The 19,517-nt window shown below is 45.5% G+C and carries 15 protein-coding genes; 8 read left to right on the top strand and 7 right to left on the bottom strand.

The features are described from left to right. Positions 1–2,976 (bottom strand): molybdopterin-dependent oxidoreductase, encoded by a 2,976-nt coding sequence (locus L9Q39_RS16055; RefSeq protein ID WP_237486107.1) that lies wholly within the window; start codon positions 2,974–2,976, stop codon positions 1–3. A gap of 249 nt (positions 2,977–3,225) precedes the next feature. On the opposite strand from L9Q39_RS16055, the gene L9Q39_RS16050 reads away from it, so the two are divergent. Further along, positions 3,226–4,761: a sigma-54 interaction domain-containing protein gene (locus L9Q39_RS16050; RefSeq protein WP_237486106.1), complete on the top strand. Its 1,536-nt coding sequence runs from the start codon at positions 3,226–3,228 to the stop codon at positions 4,759–4,761. Between the two features lie 431 nt (positions 4,762–5,192). After that, positions 5,193–6,671, top strand: a complete 1,479-nt coding sequence (locus L9Q39_RS16045; RefSeq protein ID WP_237486105.1) for a sodium:solute symporter family protein — start codon at positions 5,193–5,195, stop codon at positions 6,669–6,671. A gap of 445 nt (positions 6,672–7,116) precedes the next feature. Here the strand turns inward: L9Q39_RS16045 and L9Q39_RS16040 are convergent, their stop codons facing one another. Together L9Q39_RS16040 and L9Q39_RS16035 are read right to left on the bottom strand one after the other, a co-directional pair. Next, entirely contained in the window at positions 7,117–9,120 is a 2,004-nt protein-coding gene (locus L9Q39_RS16040) for a methyl-accepting chemotaxis protein (RefSeq protein ID WP_237486104.1), read from the bottom strand. Positions 9,121–9,583: 463 nt separating this feature from the next. Further along, entirely contained in the window at positions 9,584–9,841 is a 258-nt protein-coding gene (locus L9Q39_RS16035; protein WP_237486103.1) for a hypothetical protein, read from the bottom strand. Positions 9,842–10,049: 208 nt separating this feature from the next. Here L9Q39_RS16035 and L9Q39_RS16030 point away from each other — a divergent pair, with 208 nt between their 5' ends. The 6 genes from L9Q39_RS16030 to L9Q39_RS16005 all read left to right on the top strand — a co-directional run bounded on the left by L9Q39_RS16030 (position 10,050) and on the right by L9Q39_RS16005 (position 16,205). Further along, positions 10,050–10,385, top strand: a complete 336-nt coding sequence (locus L9Q39_RS16030; protein WP_237486102.1) for a hypothetical protein — start codon at positions 10,050–10,052, stop codon at positions 10,383–10,385. A gap of 75 nt (positions 10,386–10,460) precedes the next feature. Then, positions 10,461–11,405 carry a LysR family transcriptional regulator gene (locus L9Q39_RS16025; protein ID WP_237486101.1) on the top strand — a complete coding sequence of 315 codons (945 nt, stop codon included), beginning with the start codon at positions 10,461–10,463 and terminating at the stop codon, positions 11,403–11,405. 705 nt (positions 11,406–12,110) lie between these two features. After that, positions 12,111–12,941, top strand: a complete 831-nt coding sequence (locus L9Q39_RS16020; RefSeq protein ID WP_237486100.1) for a porin family protein — start codon at positions 12,111–12,113, stop codon at positions 12,939–12,941. A 10-nt stretch (positions 12,942–12,951) separates the two neighbouring features. Then, positions 12,952–14,136, top strand: coding sequence for a BamA/TamA family outer membrane protein (locus L9Q39_RS16015; protein ID WP_237486099.1), 1,185 nt, complete (start codon positions 12,952–12,954; stop codon positions 14,134–14,136). 2 nt (positions 14,137–14,138) lie between these two features. Further along, positions 14,139–15,398: a DUF4056 domain-containing protein gene (locus tag L9Q39_RS16010; RefSeq protein WP_237486098.1), complete on the top strand. Its 1,260-nt coding sequence runs from the start codon at positions 14,139–14,141 to the stop codon at positions 15,396–15,398. 180 nt (positions 15,399–15,578) lie between these two features. Next, on the top strand, positions 15,579–16,205 hold the full coding sequence (locus L9Q39_RS16005; RefSeq protein ID WP_237486097.1) for an SGNH/GDSL hydrolase family protein: 627 nt from the start codon (positions 15,579–15,581) through the stop codon (positions 16,203–16,205). Positions 16,206–16,272: 67 nt separating this feature from the next. Here L9Q39_RS16005 and L9Q39_RS16000 read toward each other — a convergent pair whose 3' ends face one another. The 4 genes from L9Q39_RS16000 to L9Q39_RS15985 are packed head-to-tail and all read right to left on the bottom strand — an operon-like array spanning position 16,273 to position 19,516. Further along, the gene (locus L9Q39_RS16000) at positions 16,273–16,938 is read right to left on the bottom strand and encodes an OmpA family protein (protein ID WP_237486096.1); all 666 of its coding nucleotides are present in this window, start codon (positions 16,936–16,938) and stop codon (positions 16,273–16,275) included. 5 nt (positions 16,939–16,943) lie between these two features. After that, positions 16,944–18,512 (bottom strand): TadE/TadG family type IV pilus assembly protein, encoded by a 1,569-nt coding sequence (locus L9Q39_RS15995; RefSeq protein ID WP_237486095.1) that lies wholly within the window; start codon positions 18,510–18,512, stop codon positions 16,944–16,946. Positions 18,513–18,514: 2 nt separating this feature from the next. Next, positions 18,515–19,033 carry a tight adherence pilus pseudopilin TadF gene (gene tadF / locus L9Q39_RS15990; RefSeq protein WP_237486094.1) on the bottom strand — a complete coding sequence of 173 codons (519 nt, stop codon included), beginning with the start codon at positions 19,031–19,033 and terminating at the stop codon, positions 18,515–18,517. 3 nt (positions 19,034–19,036) lie between these two features. Further along, positions 19,037–19,516 (bottom strand): TadE/TadG family type IV pilus assembly protein, encoded by a 480-nt coding sequence (locus L9Q39_RS15985; RefSeq protein WP_237486093.1) that lies wholly within the window; start codon positions 19,514–19,516, stop codon positions 19,037–19,039. Position 19,517 lies beyond the last annotated feature (1 nt).

The following is a 19,517-nucleotide window of genomic DNA, read 5'->3' as shown; positions in this document are numbered from 1 at the left end:
TTATTCTCCTTGCCAAAGACGAATGTCAACCAAGCACGAGTTGCAGGCTGTTGAGTGTGACTTCTTGATAATGGGTCGACTCGGGGTCAGCACGTTCACTGAGCCACCACGATCTGGAGAGTTACCCGGTTCACCAATCGGCTCATAGAGTGCCGAAGATTCGTAGGAATGCACGGTGCCTTCCGGAACGCGCTGAGTGAGATGAGCAGCACACAATACCGACCCTCGTTCATTGAACACTTCCACAACCTGATTGTGAGCGATGCCACGACGCTCAGCATCAACTTCATTGATGCGGATAATCCAATAAAAATAACCGTCAATCTCAACTCGATGATCAACAATATCGTTTATGTGCGAGTCTTTACCGTCCATCATGGTATGGAAACTATAACGGCTATGAGGAGAAATCATTTGCAGCGGGTATTTCTCATACAGCTCACCGGAATGTGGACCTTCCCATGAAGGGATATATTTGGTCATGACTGGACGCTCTGGATCATCGGGAGCAAAACGTTTAAGGCTGTTACAGACAAATTCAATCTTACCGCTTTGAGTTTGTAAGCCTTGCTTGAAGTCCTCTTTGTATTCAGAAGGCAGTGGGTTCATCTCTGGCACATCTTTTTTGCGACCTTCGTAATACCAACGCCATGACACCGGATCTCTATCCGCTTCTTTTGGTGGTGGCACCACGTAATAGCCTTTTTTCAGGAATTTACCCCAAGAAATTTTCTCTGGCAGATCGGTGCCATTGAACAGTCTTCTTACCCACTCTAGCTCCGAGGTGCCCTCACTGTAATAGGCGCCTAAACCAAGTTGGCTGGCGATCATTCGGAAGATTTCATAGTCAGATTTTGACTCACCAAGCGGTTCAATACACTTGTGCTGAATGGTAACGACTCGGTGGTTGACTTGCGTGTAGCAATGGTGGATATAGCCACCACAGTTGGCAAATTCACCAATATCCCAGCGCTCAAAGTTAGTACAAGCCGGTAAAATAATATCGGCAAACTTAGCTTCGCCTTCCATCCAAATTGACTGGTTCACCACGGTCTCTAGGTTATCACTGCGATACATTCGGGCGTATCGGTTGGTGTCATTCATCGTACCGAAATGGGAGCCTCCATATTTATAATAAAGCTTGATTGGCGCATGACCCGGAGCAGGATATTTAAAGTCGAAAAACTGACCTTCAATCGATTTGGTGTCCGTTGGATAACCAGAGGCTTCACCCTCTAAAATAGCTTCCGGTATATTCAGCCTTGGAACCCGTTGCTTGACCGTATTCATGGTCAATACTTGAGGCATTCTTTGGTACATATTGACACCAACACCGGTTCCCTCGTAGTCACCGGACAAACCGCCTTCCGAGTACCCAGGGAAGAAGAACCGGGTATCAACCGGTGTACCTTGTTGTAAGCAGCCCATATTGACGCCGGGCTTACCAATTCCCTGCATCGCCATTAGGCAAACCATGGATCGCGCCCACTCTGCACCAGTGGCGCTTCTACACGCAGAGCCAAATCCCTGAATCCCGCCTGCGGCTAAATAGGTGCGTTTTGTACCCCAACGGCGAGCTAATGCGCGAACATCGTGAGCTGGGATCCCGGTTTCAGCTTGTTGCCATTCTGGCGTTTTGGGTATCCCGTCTTCTTTGCCGAGTACGTAATCTTGCCACTCTTCAAAGCCTTCGGTTTTATCGGCAACAAAGTCTTTATCGTATAAGCCTTCTTTCATCCAAACGTATGCAATAGCAATCGCCATCGCATTACTGGTCCCCGGTTTACTGCCTAGCCATTTTCCACCCAATAACGCAGCGGTATGATTATAGAAAGGATCAATATGCACAAACTCAATACCAAGCTGTTTCGCCCATAATCGGCGTTGAGTTCCTTCCATCGCACCGTAAACACCACTTGTCGATTCGGGATCACTCGACCAGAACACGATCATCTCCGCGTTTTGTAACGCGTCTTCTACCGTGGAATACGTATCCGGCGCACCAAGGCGAATGGAGTTGCCCCAATGGTGCATCGCTCCCCAATAGAACCCTTCCCAACTGTCTGGATTGTGAACCACATAAGAAGTACCGATACTGTTGAAGAAACGTGGACGCGCCGACAGCCAATAGCCAAGATTTCCCCATGTGTGGTGCGAACCCGAACCGTTCATTATTGCTCCGGGACCAAACTCTTGTTTCACGCGAACAATTTCTTTGGCAACAAGATCCGTCGCCTCTTCCCAGCTAATGCGCTCATAACCCGAAATACCGCGGTTTTGTGGATTGCGTTCGCCGTCAGGATCAAAATCAACACGTTTTAACGGATATAAAATGCGGTCTTTGGAGTAGACTGTGGATTTGATACCTTGAGTATGAGGGCTGACGGTCACTTTCTTACTCGGCGTAAAGCTCTGACCTCGCGCTTTAATTGTCCACGGTTCAGGATCTTCGTCGTCAAGTTCCATCGGAGTAATACGGACGATTTTGTCGTCTTTCACATAAACAAAAACCGGACCACCGTTGGTATTGTTGACGTAACGCATCGTTCCGTCTTTCATCGCCATGCCATACTTCACTTGGTTATCAACAATGGCTCCGAGAACATCGGTAAAATGCAAGGCGAGCGCCTCACCCTGCTTGCCCTGAATATCGACCTTAAATAACTTGGCAAGATCGATCACATCTTGATAGTCTCGCCATGGCACCATCATTTTCATTGCATCTTGCGCATTCTCAAACAGCATGGTGACATCACAATCCAACTGTTTGCCCGACTTTGACTTGATTTTTCCATTGCTAAACTTGAACACCCGACCAATATCTTCGGTGCGCAGACAGATACAAGCGGTAAAGTCATGCTTAGCGACAAGCTCTCGGAACTTGCGATCTTTTTTAGTCAGTAGATTGATTGCGTGGGTCATCCCAAAAAGGACGATTTTAAACTGCTTATCCGCAGCTATATTTGAAATCTTCACATTAATACTCCAATGACAACTTAGCTAGCCAGTGTATTATCTAGAGCAAAATACCTGCCATAATATGGATGTATTGAAGATAGACCTAGGTCACTATTTATTAACTACAACTTATGATCTAAATCAGCTTCTGGTCGTTTATATTTATTTCGCACTGTGATATTTCCTACTATTGTGAAATGTCATAATGAAATATCCCACCCAGCACGATAGAATACCTGAACAATAAATTACACCTTAGGTATTAACATGGACAGCAATACATTTTACCGACATGCTGTTGAAGCATTAACAGGCAGTTTAAATCTTCACGACGGGTTAAAAAAGTGCATTCAATTTTTGACCCAAGTAATGCCAAGTGATGTTTTATCGGTACATTTATGGGATGAGAACTTATGCTCATTGAGAATTATTTCAACTGCGGATATCTATAGCAGTCGAAATTGCGACATCATCATCCCTATTGAGGAGAGTTGCCGACATATACCAAGATGGGAGCACGAGAATAATATAAAGGTCGTTGGCAACTATCACACCGATCCTATTAGCATTAAGGTACAGAACTACATTAAGCCCATCTATGGCACCCACACTTACTCACATATGATTTGTCGTGTAAAAATTGAGGATGAGCGAATCTGTGATATCGCACTTCTTGCGCGCGGTGAGAATCGCTTTACTCAACATCATGCCGAGTTATTTTCATCATTAAATTCTCCTTTTGGCATTGCAGTATCGAACAGTTTGAAGCATCTACGAATCACGCAGATGCATTCTAAATTACTACAAGAAAATCAACAACTAAAGCATCGCATTCGCGCCATCAATCAAGTGGAAGTAATCGGTCGCGACCACGGTCTCAAGTACACAATGCAGCAAGTCGAGTCTATCGCCCCTACCGATGCGCCAGTTTTAATTTTGGGTGAAACAGGAGTTGGGAAAGATGTTATCGCCAATGCGATTCAAGCCTCATCAACACGCAGCGAAGGTCCATATATCCGCCTGAACTGTGGTGCAATTCCGGAAAGTTTGATTGATAGTGAATTGTTTGGGCATGAAAAAGGCGCGTTCACGGGGGCGACTGAGCGGCAGATGGGTCGCTTCGAACGAGCCGATAAAGGCACGCTATTCCTGGATGAAATCGGTGAGTTGTCTAGAGCCGCTCAAGTCAAGTTGTTACGAGTGCTGCAAAACGGCGAGCTTGAAAGAATCGGAGGTAACAAAACCATTAAAGTCGATGTACGAATCATTGCTGCGACCAATAGTTCGTTGCAAGAAATGGTCAACAGTGGTCGTTTCCGTGCCGATTTATACTATCGACTCTGCCTGTTCCCAATTACCATACCGCCTTTAAGAGAGCGGCTTGAGGACATCCCTCTATTTATCAATCACTTTATTTCTCTCTGCTGCGACAAGTTGCAACTGCACAAACCTGATATCGCTGACGGTGAAATGGCAAAACTATTGCAATATCACTGGCCGGGTAACGTTCGTGAACTTGCTAACATTGTTGAACGCGCTTTGATTAACTGCCGTGGAGACCAACTACTATTCGACGCTCAACCCTCTAACGCTGCTCACGTTCAACCGAGCCGAGTCGATTCTTCTATTTCTACTTTGCCTATTGCGACGTTGAATGAAATCAACAAGCAGCACATTGAGAAAGTGTTGGTTATGACGAAAGGTAAAATCCAAGGTGAAAATGGCGCTGCCGAACTATTAGAGATCAACCCCCATACGCTACGAAGCAGGATTAAGAAACTTGGCATACATGTGTCGTCTTAATTAAGGCTAAATATTAGCATTAATTAAGTTTACATCACCCTATAGACAAAATAACAATTTTAATCTGAAAAAATAAGCTTTATTATAGTTAGACTATTTGAGGTTAAATTTAACACCACTTCACAACAAAGATCTAAAATTAAAAACCACCAATGGGAATTTTACTCATAAAATAAAACCACATTCAGTATCAACCCTTCAACATCACACGGCACTAAGCAAACATAAAAACGCCACAAATAATTATTTTCATCATTAAACCTATCGTTCAACCCGATTATTATTCCATGGTATTCGTTATATGAAATACTGCTTTCCATCGATGGGAAACTAGATAGCATTAAAGGTGAACTAGCTCGATCTTTTAAGTTGGTTTTTATTCCATGATTATTTTCAATATAAAATCCAATGTGAATAAAGAGGTCGTTATTATGAACTCAGTATTGCTAATGGTACTAATTTACAATATCGTCGTGATTGGCGGAATTGGCTGGTATCTAAGCCACAGAGATAAAGCATCTGGACAAGTCACTGACATGGCACGTGGTGGTGCCGATGCCAATATGGCAATGTTCTCCGTCACGCTCGCTATTACCTACCTTGGGTCCGCGCACGTTTACGGACTGATGGAAATGTCCTATGGAATGGGCGCCGTCGCCCTCTGGTTCTGTTTTGCTCATACCATATTAATGTGTGTTATCTGTCTTGGTACGGGGCGTTGGGTAAGACGATTAGGTTGCGCTACCATTCCCGAACTGCAAGGCAATATGTTTGGTAAACAAATGCGCAACCTCACCGCATGTGTGAGTGGCATGGTGGTGTTCGGTCTGGTTTCTTTGGAAACGCAAGCCATAGGCATTGCTCTGTCTGCTACCAGTGGTTGGTCGTTGCCGACATCGATCATTATTGGCGCTTTTTTAGGCTTAGCCTACGTCACAATGGGTGGGATAAAGCAAACCATGTGGGTCAATCTGGTCAATGCTGTGGTTATGTATAGTTCGATTTTAGTGGCGAGTATTTATCTGGGCTTTGTATTACCCGAAGGTTGGGATGGCGTGCGCCAGTTCTATATTGATAACGGGCAAGAATTTAAACTGAGTATCTTTGGTACACCCGACCTACTGTTTGGCTTTGGTATTGCCACCGTATTCTCCGTCGTATTCTCGCAATCCGTTAACCAACAAGGTATGGCCGCTGCGATGTCAGCAAAGGATGAAAACGTCATTCGCCGCTCCATTTGGATTTCAGCCCCTATCAACGGTATCTTTGGCGTGTTCCCTGTATTAGTCGGTCTCGCTGCCTTTACCATTCCAGAGTTCGCTGATCTCGGTCCAAAACTCGCGGGTGCAACGCTCGTGGTCAAGCTACTTCCAACTTGGCTAGTTGTCTTGCTTCAGGCCGGCTTTATTGGCGCATTGCTTTCTACTTACGCGATGACGGTATTGGCACCAGCCACCATCTTTACCAAAGACATTATTCAAGCGAACCAGAAGCACGCGATGACACCGCTGGAAGAAAAGAAAACCATTCAGCGTTTGATTGTTCTTTTTGGGGTCGTTGGAGCGGTACTCACTTTCTTCAACCAACCTGCAATTGTACCAGCGATTAACTGGTTGTTTGCTTGGTTAGCACCGTTGTTCTTTGTCACTGTGGCTGGTCTATTCTGGAAACGTGATGCCAATGTATCGGCGGCTGTCCTTTTAATCTCGTGGACATGTAACCTCGCATGGACAATTACCCCAATCAAACACGCCATTATTGATGCCATTCCAATGGCAGCACCACTACAAAATGCCCATATCACAGCCGTCGTATCTCTGATATTGACCGTCGTATTGCTGTCGCTTACCAACAATGCCCGACCAGCAATGTTCCGCCCCCAACACGCAACACCCACTCACTCTCACTAGGAGGAAACCAGTATGAACTTTGCAGCAGAACTGTTTTTTGATGCTCTGACCATGATTCTCTCCATAGTCGTCATTTCGGTCATCATCGCTAAGATAATCAACCGCAATTCGGAGGAAGAAAAATGAGTCAAACTGATATTTGGATGATTGGCGTTATTGTGGTCGGTTTTATTTTCTACGGCTGTACCGTGTATTTTGGTAAGCGGGACTGATGCTTTTTGATTGAGTCTCTAGCGATGCCGTCAAGATAGTGACCTTAGATAAACGCTAAGAATGAACCTTAAGAAAGTCCCAAATGATCTTGCAACTTGCAGCTAATCGACAATCCCTATCAACGTTGTTGGTGGGGATTTTTATGCTTAAGCCACCGTTGGTAAAAAAGAACCGAACGTCTTCACGTTCGGTTCTTTATGGTCGGTAATGACAATGCTCCAATAATAGTCGGCTAAGACACCTTAAAAGTGCTGACTAATTTGGCTTGCTCGCTTGAGATACCATTTAACGACTCACTAATCGTTGCCGATCTCTCAGTGTCTTGAGCAATACTTTTTGCCATGTCCGAGATACCAATAATGTTCTCTGCGACCTCTTTCGCTACACTGCTCTGCTGTTCTGATGCGGTTGCAATGGCGCGACTCATATCATTGATTGTAGTGAGTCTCTCTACCATTCTTTCTAGCGACTCACTCGACTCATTGGTTTGTTGAACCGACTTATCAGCATGGTCCAAATTCTCACCCACAATCGTGACCGCTTGGCTGGCTTTCGCTTGCAGGCGAATGATCAATTCACTAATTTCACTCGCAGATTGACCCGAACGATTGGCGAGTGTGCGCACTTCATCCGCAACAACCGCAAAACCGCGTCCATGCTCGCCCGCTCGCGCCGCTTCAATAGCCGCATTAAGGGCGAGTAGGTTGGTCTGCTCAGTAATGCCTTGAATCACCGTCAAGATGTCACTGATTTGATTCGATTCCTTCGACAGTTCGTCAATAATTGACGTTGCTTCGTCTAGAGAAGATTTTAGCTGCGCGACAAAAGTCACGTTGGTTGCCATACCCTGCATATTTTGCTGGGCAAGTTGGCTAAGCGCTTCCACTTCACTGCTGGTGTCACTGGCATGACTAGCGACTTCATGGACCGCAGATTCCATTTCAGTGACAGCGGTCGCAACCGAATCTGTGGTTAGGCGCTGCTTATCAATATCCGTGTGTGTTTTTTGGCTGATATCAAGCGTCTCTTGTGCTACCTGCCCCATGGTTTGCACTGACGATTGGATCTGGTTAATCAATTTATTCAGGTTATCTGACAGTTCATTGACCGAATGAACGATATGGTTCATTTCAGAGCTGAATTTTGGCTCAACGCGATGAGTAAGATCCCCTTTGCCAAGCGCATCAAGTGCGTAAGTGATTTCATCCAGCGGCTTTCTAATGGCACTAATCACCGTAATCGCTACCGTGATCGCCACCAACAACGATACTAACGCCAGTGCAGCATTAATGCTGAGTGCTTGTTGTGAATCCCCTTCTGCCTGCAATACCGATTGGCTAGACAATTGGCGTATCGACTGAGCCAAAGCAGCAAATTCTTGCTCTAGCGCTGTCATATCGGCAGATAGCTTGTTGAGCAACTCACTACTTTGTTGATTTAATTGCACATAGTTCACCTGTTGCTGTACCGACCCCTCTGGTGAAGCGATCTCCTTTTCCAACAGCGCTAAGTAAAAGCCAACGGTTTCTCGAGTTTCCTCACTCACCGCCATCACTGAACTCGCTTTTTCATTGATGCGACCCAAGGTTGCAACCAATTCATTTTGGTAACGCTGCAACTCTTCTACTTCAAAAATCCCTGGCACGTTTTTCAGGTATGAAGATGCGGCACGCCCTTGAGCTAAAATATACTCGCTGTTCCATGCGGTTTGGTCATCACCGTTATCTTTTGCATCGTAAGCGAGATCCTGCATATCTTGGTCGAAGAAGATCCACTCTTCATCAAAGTGTTGCACACCTTGAGATGCCTTAGAGCTAGCATCAACCCGTTGGTCATGGATTGATAACTGCTGCAACGCGTTGCCAAATAGTGATTGTGAGACTTTATCAATCCCATCCAATTCGGCTTTAAGGTCAGGGTAGGTCTTAAAATCACTGTATAGCTTGCTCTTTAGCGCGTCATAATTCGCTACCGACTGGTTGAATTGGGTACGCAGTTGCTCACGCTCTTGAAGGGAGCTTTGATTCGCATGCACTAAAACCAAACGGTTGGCGCTGTATAGGTGTTGCATCAAGCTATTTGACTGATCCAGCATATTTGGCAGTGTTGATGCCGTTAAATCTAACTGAGACGCCATCTTGATATTGGAACGATAGTTAGAAAAACTAATTGCAAGTAATGCCACCATAATGATGACAAAACCGAGAATGATGCGTTGAATCAGTGAGATTTTCAACGAGACCTCCTAGTGTCTTACTTTGGCTAAAGCTACGCTGCCTGCGTGAGCATAAGACCCATAAATGTAACTGATAGAATTATTATTGGCTGATAGGCGGCAAACTTTAGCGTAATTTTATAGAAAATAACAATAGCTCAAAATTACCGCACAGTATATTTTACACTGAAGTCGCCAGGGAACTGTGAAGAAAATATGAAGATAACAAAATATTGAGTTATTTTAGATAGTTAAGTTGATGGTGAAGTGTGCGCATCCTTTCCGAACAGAGTGTGTTGTTAACTGAGTCGAAAGTCGCAGGATGCTAACTATGATCCGATATGAATATCCTAGAAGTGCACCTATATGACCATAATTATACCTACGCGGCTCTAGTTATACCCACGCGACCTAATAATACCCACTCGGCACAGCCTACAGGGTTCAAACTCCCTGCAGGCGTTTTACTTGAGTCTGAGCAAAATCAATAATCCATTTCCATTTCCATTTTCGGTGGCTTAGGCATATCTTCAGGCTTCAGATAGCCGTCGCCATCTTTATCCAATTTGTCAAAGTGATCAGCGAGTTTGCCCTTGGCCTCATCCTTACTGATCATGCCGTCACCGTTGGTGTCGAGCGTTTCAAACGAAGGTGGCTTGCCCTCATGTCCCCCAGCGCATCCGAGAGAAGGCGTTAACAGCAGCATTAAGCTTGATAGAGTGGCGAGTAGAATCTTCATCATTCGCATCCTTTTGTTAAGTCATGTTCACTACGTGTTTCAGCACGCTATTAAACACTAGACCTCGCTTGCTTATCTGCAAAGGTCTTATTGATACTTTTCTCATAAAAGCGAATGACTTTATACCTGATTGGACTTGGACAAACTCAACTTGAATCTCTTAACGCCTGTACTAAACCATTTATATTCATCACGCTACGCAAGGATGCTTATGACAAACGACAATCAGCGACGTCATTTTCGGCTCAAGTACCCGACCGATATGCGCCCTGTTCTGGCTTCTACTCACGGGCAATTTTCTATTCTGCAACTTTCAGAAACCAATATCAGCATCGAAATGGATGCCAAGGCATTTACCGTTGCCTCTCCATTTGGAGCCACCATTACTTACAGCGATGGAGAGACTGATTCAATACAAGCGCAAATGATTAAGCGTAACGACGATCACGTCGTATTGACATTGAGCCAGCAGGTGACTTTTAAGCGTCTGCTGGATGAGCAGAAACGCATCCGCGTCCGCTATCCCCATTTTGATTTTAAAAACTGATCGCCATTTTTTATTGTCGTTTCACTGTGTCGCTAGTGTATTATTCTGAGAAACAATATTGAACGGTAGCGAACGATGAAATCGTCACTTGAAGAGATGGATTTAAACCTTCTAAAGTTACTAAGAACTCTAGTTAAAACGGGAAGCACCTCACGTACCGCCGTCTTACTCGGCATCTCCCAAACCAGTGTCAGCCGCGGTGTTGCCAAGCTAAAAGAGACGTTTGGCGATCAGCTTTTTAACCGTAAGTCTCACGGCATCGAAGCTTCCGAGTTAGCACAACAACTGGCAGCGGTTGCTGACAACATGCTCCTCCCTTTTGAAGAAGTCATTCAAAACTATCAAACCTTTGATTCAGACAGTTATGACGGTCTGATCACCATCAGTGCAGAATTGAGCCTATTGGAGGTGTTTGGTCCCGGCATTCACCGCGCCATTAGTGAAGTCTTTCCTCAAGCAAAGTTAAAACTCAACCACTGGCAAGAAACCTCATTGGATAAAATGCTGGACAGACAGATTGACTACATGCTCCATTACAGTTTGCTCCCTCTGCCCCAAGAGATTTACACTCAAACGTTAACAGAAATGGAAATCTGTTTAGTCGCGCGTAAAGACCATCCGGTGCTCATTCAATCGAGTGCTTGGACAGACATCCACCAACTGCCCTTAGTAAAACTGCAATCATCGGATACTCGAGGGAAATACGACATATACGATGAGTTATATTTAACTAAAGGTTATCAACCCGATATCGTATTAACAACTCACAGTATTCCCATCATTATGGATAAACTGCTGCACTCTGACGCTATTAAATTTAGCAGCAGCTATTTGATCTCCCACCACAAAGAACTGGCTTGCTACCCCCTACCTGCGATCCCAAAGGAAATGCAAAAGCTTGGTATCTCTGGCGGATATTTGAGATCCAAACGAAACGACCCAATGAACCAGCGTATTCATCAAGTGCTGCGTCAATTCTTTCAGCAAATTAATGTCAACACACTGCCGTCAACCCCCTAAGTGTTTAACGATCAACAAAACGGTGTGTGCTCGCGAGCACATCTCAACGAAAGACGATCTTAGACGATGGACTTCCCTTCCTGTTGCGATGCAAAAATGAATATCTCTTATTCATTTTTGCCACAAGCATTTACAGATAACATTGCTAGTCCGTCAATAAGCGAAATCACACGATTTAAGTTTCTGCGTAATGAATATTAACAGCACTGACGTTTCGTTACATTGTTATACATTTTGTGGTTGGTATTAGTATCGTTTCATCATTAGGATGTCATCTTCGTTGTGGGTGGTGACGATTAGATCCCAACATAATGATTAAATATATACCGGACATACAAAACAGCAGGCGTCAAACCGGCATCTGCTTTTTTTAATGCTCAACGTTTAATGTTAATTTGCATTTTTAATCATGTTTGACCACGCACTCAAGGGTAAATAATACTAATAGCCTGATATGGCTGTTAATGTTGCAATCTCAGACCCTTGATGACAATAATTTTAAGTTACTGAATATACGCAACAAAGAATGGAAAACTCTCTTTGACCCTATTATATCCTGCAAGGTTTAATAGGGCTCAATAGGCGTTAAACCTGTTTTGTATGGACCTCAGCTTTTAGCAAACTACGCAGTACTTTTATGGATGAATTGTAACTTATTGTAAGTGTAACCAGCTCACGAGCTCTAATTTGAACAATCTATCCATTATGAAAAAATCATTCTTCATCGCGTTACTTTCTTTATTCTCTGCATCAACTCTGGCTCAAGACTCTTTTTTCCCAATCTGGGGAGAAGAGGCATATGAACGCGGATACACGCTGCCAAAACCTTACGGTTTTTCTATTTCATATATGGATATGAGCAATCCGATTATTGTCGATAGCATCGATATCAACGGCGGATTTGCGGGTGGTTTAGTCGACGATATCGAAGCAAAACATGCCGATTTTACTGGTTCAAATATCACGCTGCGTGGCGATGTTTGGGTATTCCCATTTATGAACCTCTACGGCATTTTGGGCTATACCGAGGCAAAAAGCACCGCAAAAATCGACTCAATAACCGTGGCTGGCAACAAGGTCGAACTGGACAATGCCAACTTCACCCTCGATATGAAAGGCACGACCTATGGCGCAGGTGTGACTTTCGCCGGAGGCGTGGACAACTGGTTTTCGATTCTTGATATCAACTATACCTACACCTCTCTCAATGTGATCGACGGCGATATCAAAACACTCGTTGCCGCGCCGCGTTTTGGTCACCGCTGGACTTATAACGACGGTAACGAACTTCGAGTCTATATTGGTGGCATGTATCAAGATGTGCAGCAATTTCTCTCTGGTGACGTCAATGCATTAGGTTTTAACGGTGGTCCCCTCACCGATGGCACTCGTTTTGAAGTGAGCCAAAGAACCGAAGATAAATGGAATTTTATCACTGGCGCTCAATTCCAGTTTCGTCACGAATGGGAGATCTTAACCGAATTTGGTTTTGGTGAGCGCTCATCGGCGTTTATCTCTCTTGGTAAGCGATTCTGAGAATAACACTATGAACAATATTCGTGCTTTAGGGCTAGCTCTGTGTGTCATCCCTCTGTTTGTCGCGGCTGAACAAGCGAACGACTCACTGAATCAACAAGTCAATGAACAAAACGATTCCGCCACGCTCTATCAGCGTTACCAAATTTGGTTAGAGGATACGTTACTGGCGCTCGGTGCTGACGGTCAGTATGACCCGAGTAAAGGCATTGACTGGAGTGTTATGCCTGGACCTTTTTATACGCCGGAAAAAAGTTTTGGTATTGGTGTTTCTGCCGTTGGTTTGTATCAAGTCGATGCCGATGATCATACAACCCAACCCAGTTCATTCACGCTCAGCGGGTTTGGGTCAGTCAATGGCGCGTATGGTGTTCACATTGAAAACGTTAACTATTTTTCCCGTGACCAATACCGCCTTGCGATCAATGCACAATTGGTCGATTCGCCGGATATCTATTACGGCATCGGCATGGATGCGGGAATCAATGGGCAGCGTGAAGACTATAACCGCCGCACTTATGGGTTCTCGGTACTTGGTCAATATCAAATCTTGAGCAACACCTATCTAGGGGCAGGTTTTAACTTGTCATCGAATACAGCGTCAGAGACCCAACTCGACGCCGATAGCGAACAGAGCTTTCCGCAACGGCAAACTCATTCGGGCGTGACTGTAAGCCTAGCTTATGACTCAAGAGACTTTGCGCTTAACGCCACACAAGGGCGCTTGGTCAAGCTCGACTATACCCAATTTGACCAAGCCTTTGGCTCTGACAACGACTTCTATCGTCTTGAGTTTGTTTACAGTGACTATCTGCCGATTGCCGCTTTCGATGATGTATTGGCATGGCAACTGAAAGCGGAATCCAACGTCGGTGATGTCAGTTGGGATCAGATGGCGCTGCTTGGTGGCGCCGCAGCGCTGCGTGGTTATGAGGAAGGTCGATATCGCGATAAAAATCTGCTGATGATGCAGGTTGAGTATCGCCAATCACTGGCTGGTCGACATGGCATGGTGTATTGGGCGGGTGCGGGTACGCTGGCGGATGAATTTAACCAACTCGGCGATGACCCATGGCGAACCACACTAGGGGTTGGTTATCGGTTTGAGATTAAAAAGAACGTCAACCTGCGCTTAGATTATGGATTGGGTAACGATGAAAGCGGGTTTTACTTTGCCATCAATGAGGCGTTTTAGTTATGGTTATCAAAAAATGTAACAAGCTAGCAGTATTGTCTTTGGTCAGCCTATTATCCGCATGTTCAAGCGGTCATTGGAATACCTATGTCGAACCTAGCCAACAGCAATTGGTATCCACACTTGATGCTCAGCCTCAACAAGCTTGGAGCGGTCAAATCCACGCGGATTCATACCCTGACATCACTGCGCCTAGTAATGTCCGTCCTTGCTGTGCCTTTGGCGATAAACAGAAGGTGACTTTTGTGGGTGTCCCGATCCCGTTTTTCCGAGTCAATAATGTCATTGATTTAGAGCAGATCGGTCCACACACCTTTGCCGCTGGCGTGTATTCGTTTACCTCATCGTCAACATCCGTTCTCAATACCTATGGCGGCGAAAACAATGGCATCTTCTATACCCAAAGAGGCGGCTTTATTGACCTTGCCCATGTTCGCGATACCGCCGATGACACCATCGGTCTCTTTTTCGAGGTGCTTGCCCACCTTGGGCAGGCGCACACTATCGAACTTGTGCCTGAGTTAGGACGTCGCTACATTGAGATGAAACCGTTTGATACTTCTGAACTCAGCGACCATGATCAGTGGACCATTGCCGCCCACTTATCCGCTCGTCTCGCCTATTTTAAAGCGGAGTCGCACGAGATCGCTCAATGGCACGGCTACACCAGCTTTGCGCCATTTTCGGAACGCGTCTCTGCCTATTCGCTCGAAGATCTCTACTCCAATATGTTAGGCGCGACACTGACGCTTAAGCTGATTGAAAATCAAACCATGTTGAGCGAGCAAGAGTACAATAAACAGCTGTCTATCTGGTTAAACGCCACGCTCACCAAGTTACAGATTGTCGATAAACCGACGTCTCGTGAAGCATTAAACGTCGTCGATGGCGTATGGTGGGACTCAACGGTGAGTCTGCCCAACAAATACATGCTGTTAAAAAGGCACTACCAATTGGGTGATCATCAAACGCCATACTTGTTACCCAACGAGCGACTTAATGCCACTCTCAGCACCAATATTGATGCCAATGCCGAGCCCATGCCGCTGCGTTTACTCGATAGTATCGCTAACATCAGACTGGATGATATCGCCTCGCTAAATATGCAGATCAGTGAAGCGTTCTATGCAACCTTTGAACACATTCCTGATGATTTATGGCGACAAGGAATATCCCATCACATGTTTGCCGACATCGCTCGCTATGCTGAGCAATTTGATACTCAAGAGATGCAAACCCTGCGGAACGCGAGCCAGCCGTAAAATTGAGTAAGGCAGCATAATTTGCCAGCATCAGAGAATAACGATCACGACTCTTTGCAGAACAGAAGCGAGCGATAGGAGAAAAACCCGCTCTCTTTGCCTTTAATTGACTTGTTTCAAACAGTGCGTTTATGTCATTAGTTTAGTATGTTGGCAACATCATTTTTCTGGAGACAACCAATGAAAACAATTCTATGCTTTGGTGATTCAAACACTTGGGGTTACTCACCGTCCGAACCGCGCCGCTACACTGAGCAGGAACGTTGGCCGACCTTGTTGCAAGCAAGATTACCTTCGGGTTATCGCATCATTGAAGAGGGACAAAATGGACGTAACACGGTTTTAGATGACCCATTTGATCCGGGTAAGAAGGGATTAGATTACCTGCTTCCGTGCTTAGAAACCCATCATCCAGACTATGTCATTATTTTATTGGGCACCAATGATCTTAAGTCACGCTTTAATCTAACCGCCAGTGACATCTCAAAAGGCGCGGCGCGTTTGGTACAAGTAACGCAGAGTTTCAAACATGCCTATATGGAAAAAGCACCTGAGGTGCTATTGATCGCGCCACCTCACGTTTACGAAGCGGATCCGAATAAAGAAGGATTTACCGGTGCGGAAGAAAAATCCAAACAACTAGGGCACTTTTACCGATTACGTGCCAATGAGTTAGGCTGCCACTTTTTCGATGCTTCCAGCACCGTCACCCCTTGTGAGAAAGAGGGTCTGCACTGGCACGTAGATCAGCATATAAAACTGGCAGACAAGTTAGCGCAATTAATTCCTGAGATATTTGCTCAATAGCGACTCAATGCCACTCTGTTACATATGAAAGGCGGGCCCATTCTCTTATGTGCCCGCCTTTTCATTATCACGGTTTGGTATCAGTCTCTAGGTTTGGAATATACACATCCGCCCGTCGATTCTGACTTCGACCTTGTTGGGTTTTATTACTGGCGATGGGCTCGTTCTCACCCAAGGACTTTATGGTGGTATTTTGTTTCTCCACTCCTTGCTGATACAACTTAGCCGCGGTCGCTTCAGCGCGTTTCAGTCCTAATGCTTGATTATAGGCATCAGAGCCGACCCAATCGGTATGACCTTCCACCACCACTTGCACTCCGGTTGTCGCCAATTGTGCTGCGACTTGAGACAGCACACGGTTCGCCAACGGAGTAAGTTGATATTTATCAAAATCAAACTGGACTCGCGCCACTAAGTTACCCTTGTCATCACTTTGGTCAAAAGACGCAATCCCTAGATTCGAAATATAGGTCAGACAATCGGACTGTTCGGTGATCAATGCCGACAACCGCGCCAGTTGTGCGCGTAATTCAGGATCGTTGCTGCTGTCATTAATCTGCATATAACCTTGCCTATGGGTTGCGACGCCATGAACCTCACCCACCTGAATCGTATGAGAATACTCATACCCTTTAGCGTCGCAATACTCGGTGATCTGTTCGCTAAGATTGTCAGCCAACACGGAGCTGGTGAAGCAAGTCAGGCTGAGTAACCATAATCTGTTTTTTTGCATAATCGTTATCCATACAGTCGAGTTTCGCCAACACCTTGAGAGCCTTTTCGAATCAGCTCCTCTAGCTTCTCAATAAATTCATCAGTATTTTCGACATCAATAATGTCTTCATTGACATTCAATACACAGTCTTGGAAACCGCTTTGCTCCGAAGCCGCAAAATCAATACCAATCACCGCAATATATAAACCTGGGATAGCTTCACGGGCTTTATCGCATAATCCTTGATTGACTAAGGCAGGCAAAATACCATTTTCCGGACTTTCCACACCGTCACTTAACACGATCACCATTTTGATCTTCTCTTGGTATTCGGCTAATTCTTCTTCATCCTCGGTGTCAGGGCGACCTGCGGCCATGGCTTGAAAACCACTTAACATGCCCTGAAATGCCGCTGTATTGCCATTAGCCGACATACTATCTATCGCGTCGATAGACGCTCGCACATTGGTTAACGGGATATTACTAAATTGAACCCCTGTGGATCCGTAACCGTTATAGAGCGCCATGCTACTGAGTTGATAGTGTGTAGTCTGTTGGGGAAAGGTTGAGGTAAACATATTGTCGACCGTCCCTTGAAAATCGACATAGTCGTAAACATCCGCATAGAATCTGGTATCTTCATCGGTGTTACGTCCAATATTAAATACACTGACAATACGGTTTGCCTGATCTTGCGCATCATTGATGCCACTCGGACAGCGATTGGAGCGTCTTGAACAACGACGCACATCTGTCGGGTTGTAACTGCGCCAAAAGTTCCAATCGACCTGATCATAAGGCAGTGAGGTATTATTGGTTTCAACATCATCACGGTAGCGCAGTTGACTGACGGTATAGTTCGCGCCTGCCAGATTTTCACGGGTGCGTATATTAAACGGAATCACCGCCACTCTATTCAGTAGCGTATCCGCGAGGCTACTTTGATCTTCATCTTCACATACCGCTTCGCCCGTTTGCGCATCGGTGCCGACTTGATTGCAAAGTAGCTTGTCGGAAATCGATTTTACCGCTTGTTTGAGATCCTCGATTTTGCAAGAGGTTGAGGTACACGAGCGAGAACTGCCCCAACGCCAACTCATCGAACCCGAGAAATCTGAGACAAACACAATGTCGATATTTTTATCCCCCAACACCAGCGGATACTTTTTCGCCACCGCCTGACCCGTTAGGTTTTCCGACGTATTAAAGGCAGGAATCAGTTGATTAGCAAACCAAGAGGTATGCGTGGTGGTCACGTCCACCGTGTACTGAATCCACTCTTCTTGACCGCTATCTGGGTCGGCAAGTTGATGTTGCTGCACCGCGGTAACCACCGCACTGTTATGGCTTCGCGCGTACTGATTAATATAGAGTGCGGCGAGACTATCCGCAGCGCTTGGATCATTGGCGATGGTCACGGCTGACGCAGCGGCCTGTGCGCCATCTCTCAGTCGGTTGGTTTCTTGGATATAACGGGTCCCTTCAACCGCCCAAAATGAAATACCCAACACTGGCACTAAAGTAAATGCCATCCAAACTGCGGCAACACCAGACTGTCGTCTTCTGCCACTGTATCCATGATACCGACCCATGGTTACCTCCCCGCCACGACTGAAGTGGATGTAATGGTAAAAGTGTCCGTTGCGTCACGTCCCCAAAAGTTGTCATACCAAGAATCTCTCTGTTCACAGAGCGTCACCTGATAGAGCGAATAAACCGTACCATTCTCCGTCGGTACCAATGCGGTTTTGTTACTAAGCAGTTGTGCGCTGCAACCCAAGGAGTCAAAGCGCTCACTGGTAAAGCTTTCGTAAGCGCTTTGGTTGTGGAGGGCTTCTATTCTGATTGCCAATTGTGAGGCATCAATATTCAACATTCTTGATGCGATGGCATGCATGTCGTCTCTATCTTGCTCGCTAAGATTATCTCGGTCGGCGTAATAACGCGTGCGTTCTTTTAACACGTTCACCAACGCAAAGCTGATGCGATCGAGTTGTGATTGCACCAAGAGCTTGTGGCTAATATCGGTCATAAACAGATAGATGCTCATTAACACCACCAGCACGATGGAGAGTTCAATAGCAAAAGCCCCTTTCTGTCTAGCGATACGCATAACCTACTCCCAACCCTCATGTTCAAGGTTAATCACCGTACTGCGAGAAATCATGCCGCCGTCGTCACCGAACAGATTAAATATCGGCTGATATTGGTAACTGAGGGTAAATTCCGCCAGTGGATAGCCGTTAAAGAACATCTCGCCATCAATGGACGAGCCATTGTTTGCCACAAAGTCAGCGTAAGAGTTGAAATACTCGCCGGTTAACTCAAAGTTGTGTTCATCGACGAGGTAACTCCAGAGCCGACCTTCGTGTTGCAACACTCCATCAAGCTTATCTTGATAACTCTGGTGAACACCCGAACCTTGGTGTATCTGGGTATCTCTAATCGTCTCTCTTAACGCAAACTCCACTAAATTGCTGACATAAATCTTATGCCCTGCCTCAAATAGCATTAACGTGGTAATAATCAGCGCGATAGCCCCCACCGCCAATTCAATGGTTGTGATGCCTCGCTGTTTTACTCTGCAAACCGACATA

This window comes from Vibrio hippocampi (assembly GCF_921292975.1).
Classification (GTDB): domain Bacteria; phylum Pseudomonadota; class Gammaproteobacteria; order Enterobacterales; family Vibrionaceae; genus Vibrio; species Vibrio hippocampi.
This window is presented reverse-complemented; position numbering and strand designations above follow the sequence as displayed.

What these genes read in the sequence shown, in the direction of transcription:
- L9Q39_RS16050 (WP_237486106.1), top strand. Translation starts at nt 3,226, where the DNA reads ATGGACAGCAATACATTTTACCGACATGCTGTTGAAGCATTAACAGGC.
- L9Q39_RS16045 (WP_237486105.1), top strand. Translation starts at nt 5,193, where the DNA reads ATGAACTCAGTATTGCTAATGGTACTAATTTACAATATCGTCGTGATT.
- L9Q39_RS16035 (WP_237486103.1), bottom strand. Translation starts at nt 9,841, where the DNA reads ATGATGAAGATTCTACTCGCCACTCTATCAAGCTTAATGCTGCTGTTA.
- L9Q39_RS16030 (WP_237486102.1), top strand. Translation starts at nt 10,050, where the DNA reads ATGACAAACGACAATCAGCGACGTCATTTTCGGCTCAAGTACCCGACC.
- L9Q39_RS16025 (WP_237486101.1), top strand. Translation starts at nt 10,461, where the DNA reads ATGAAATCGTCACTTGAAGAGATGGATTTAAACCTTCTAAAGTTACTA.
- L9Q39_RS16020 (WP_237486100.1), top strand. Translation starts at nt 12,111, where the DNA reads ATGAAAAAATCATTCTTCATCGCGTTACTTTCTTTATTCTCTGCATCA.
- L9Q39_RS16015 (WP_237486099.1), top strand. Translation starts at nt 12,952, where the DNA reads ATGAACAATATTCGTGCTTTAGGGCTAGCTCTGTGTGTCATCCCTCTG.
- L9Q39_RS16010 (WP_237486098.1), top strand. Translation starts at nt 14,139, where the DNA reads ATGGTTATCAAAAAATGTAACAAGCTAGCAGTATTGTCTTTGGTCAGC.
- L9Q39_RS16005 (WP_237486097.1), top strand. Translation starts at nt 15,579, where the DNA reads ATGAAAACAATTCTATGCTTTGGTGATTCAAACACTTGGGGTTACTCA.
- L9Q39_RS16000 (WP_237486096.1), bottom strand. Translation starts at nt 16,938, where the DNA reads ATGCAAAAAAACAGATTATGGTTACTCAGCCTGACTTGCTTCACCAGC.
- L9Q39_RS15995 (WP_237486095.1), bottom strand. Translation starts at nt 18,512, where the DNA reads ATGGGTCGGTATCATGGATACAGTGGCAGAAGACGACAGTCTGGTGTT.
- tadF (WP_237486094.1), bottom strand. Translation starts at nt 19,033, where the DNA reads ATGCGTATCGCTAGACAGAAAGGGGCTTTTGCTATTGAACTCTCCATC.
- L9Q39_RS15985 (WP_237486093.1), bottom strand. Translation starts at nt 19,516, where the DNA reads ATGTCGGTTTGCAGAGTAAAACAGCGAGGCATCACAACCATTGAATTG.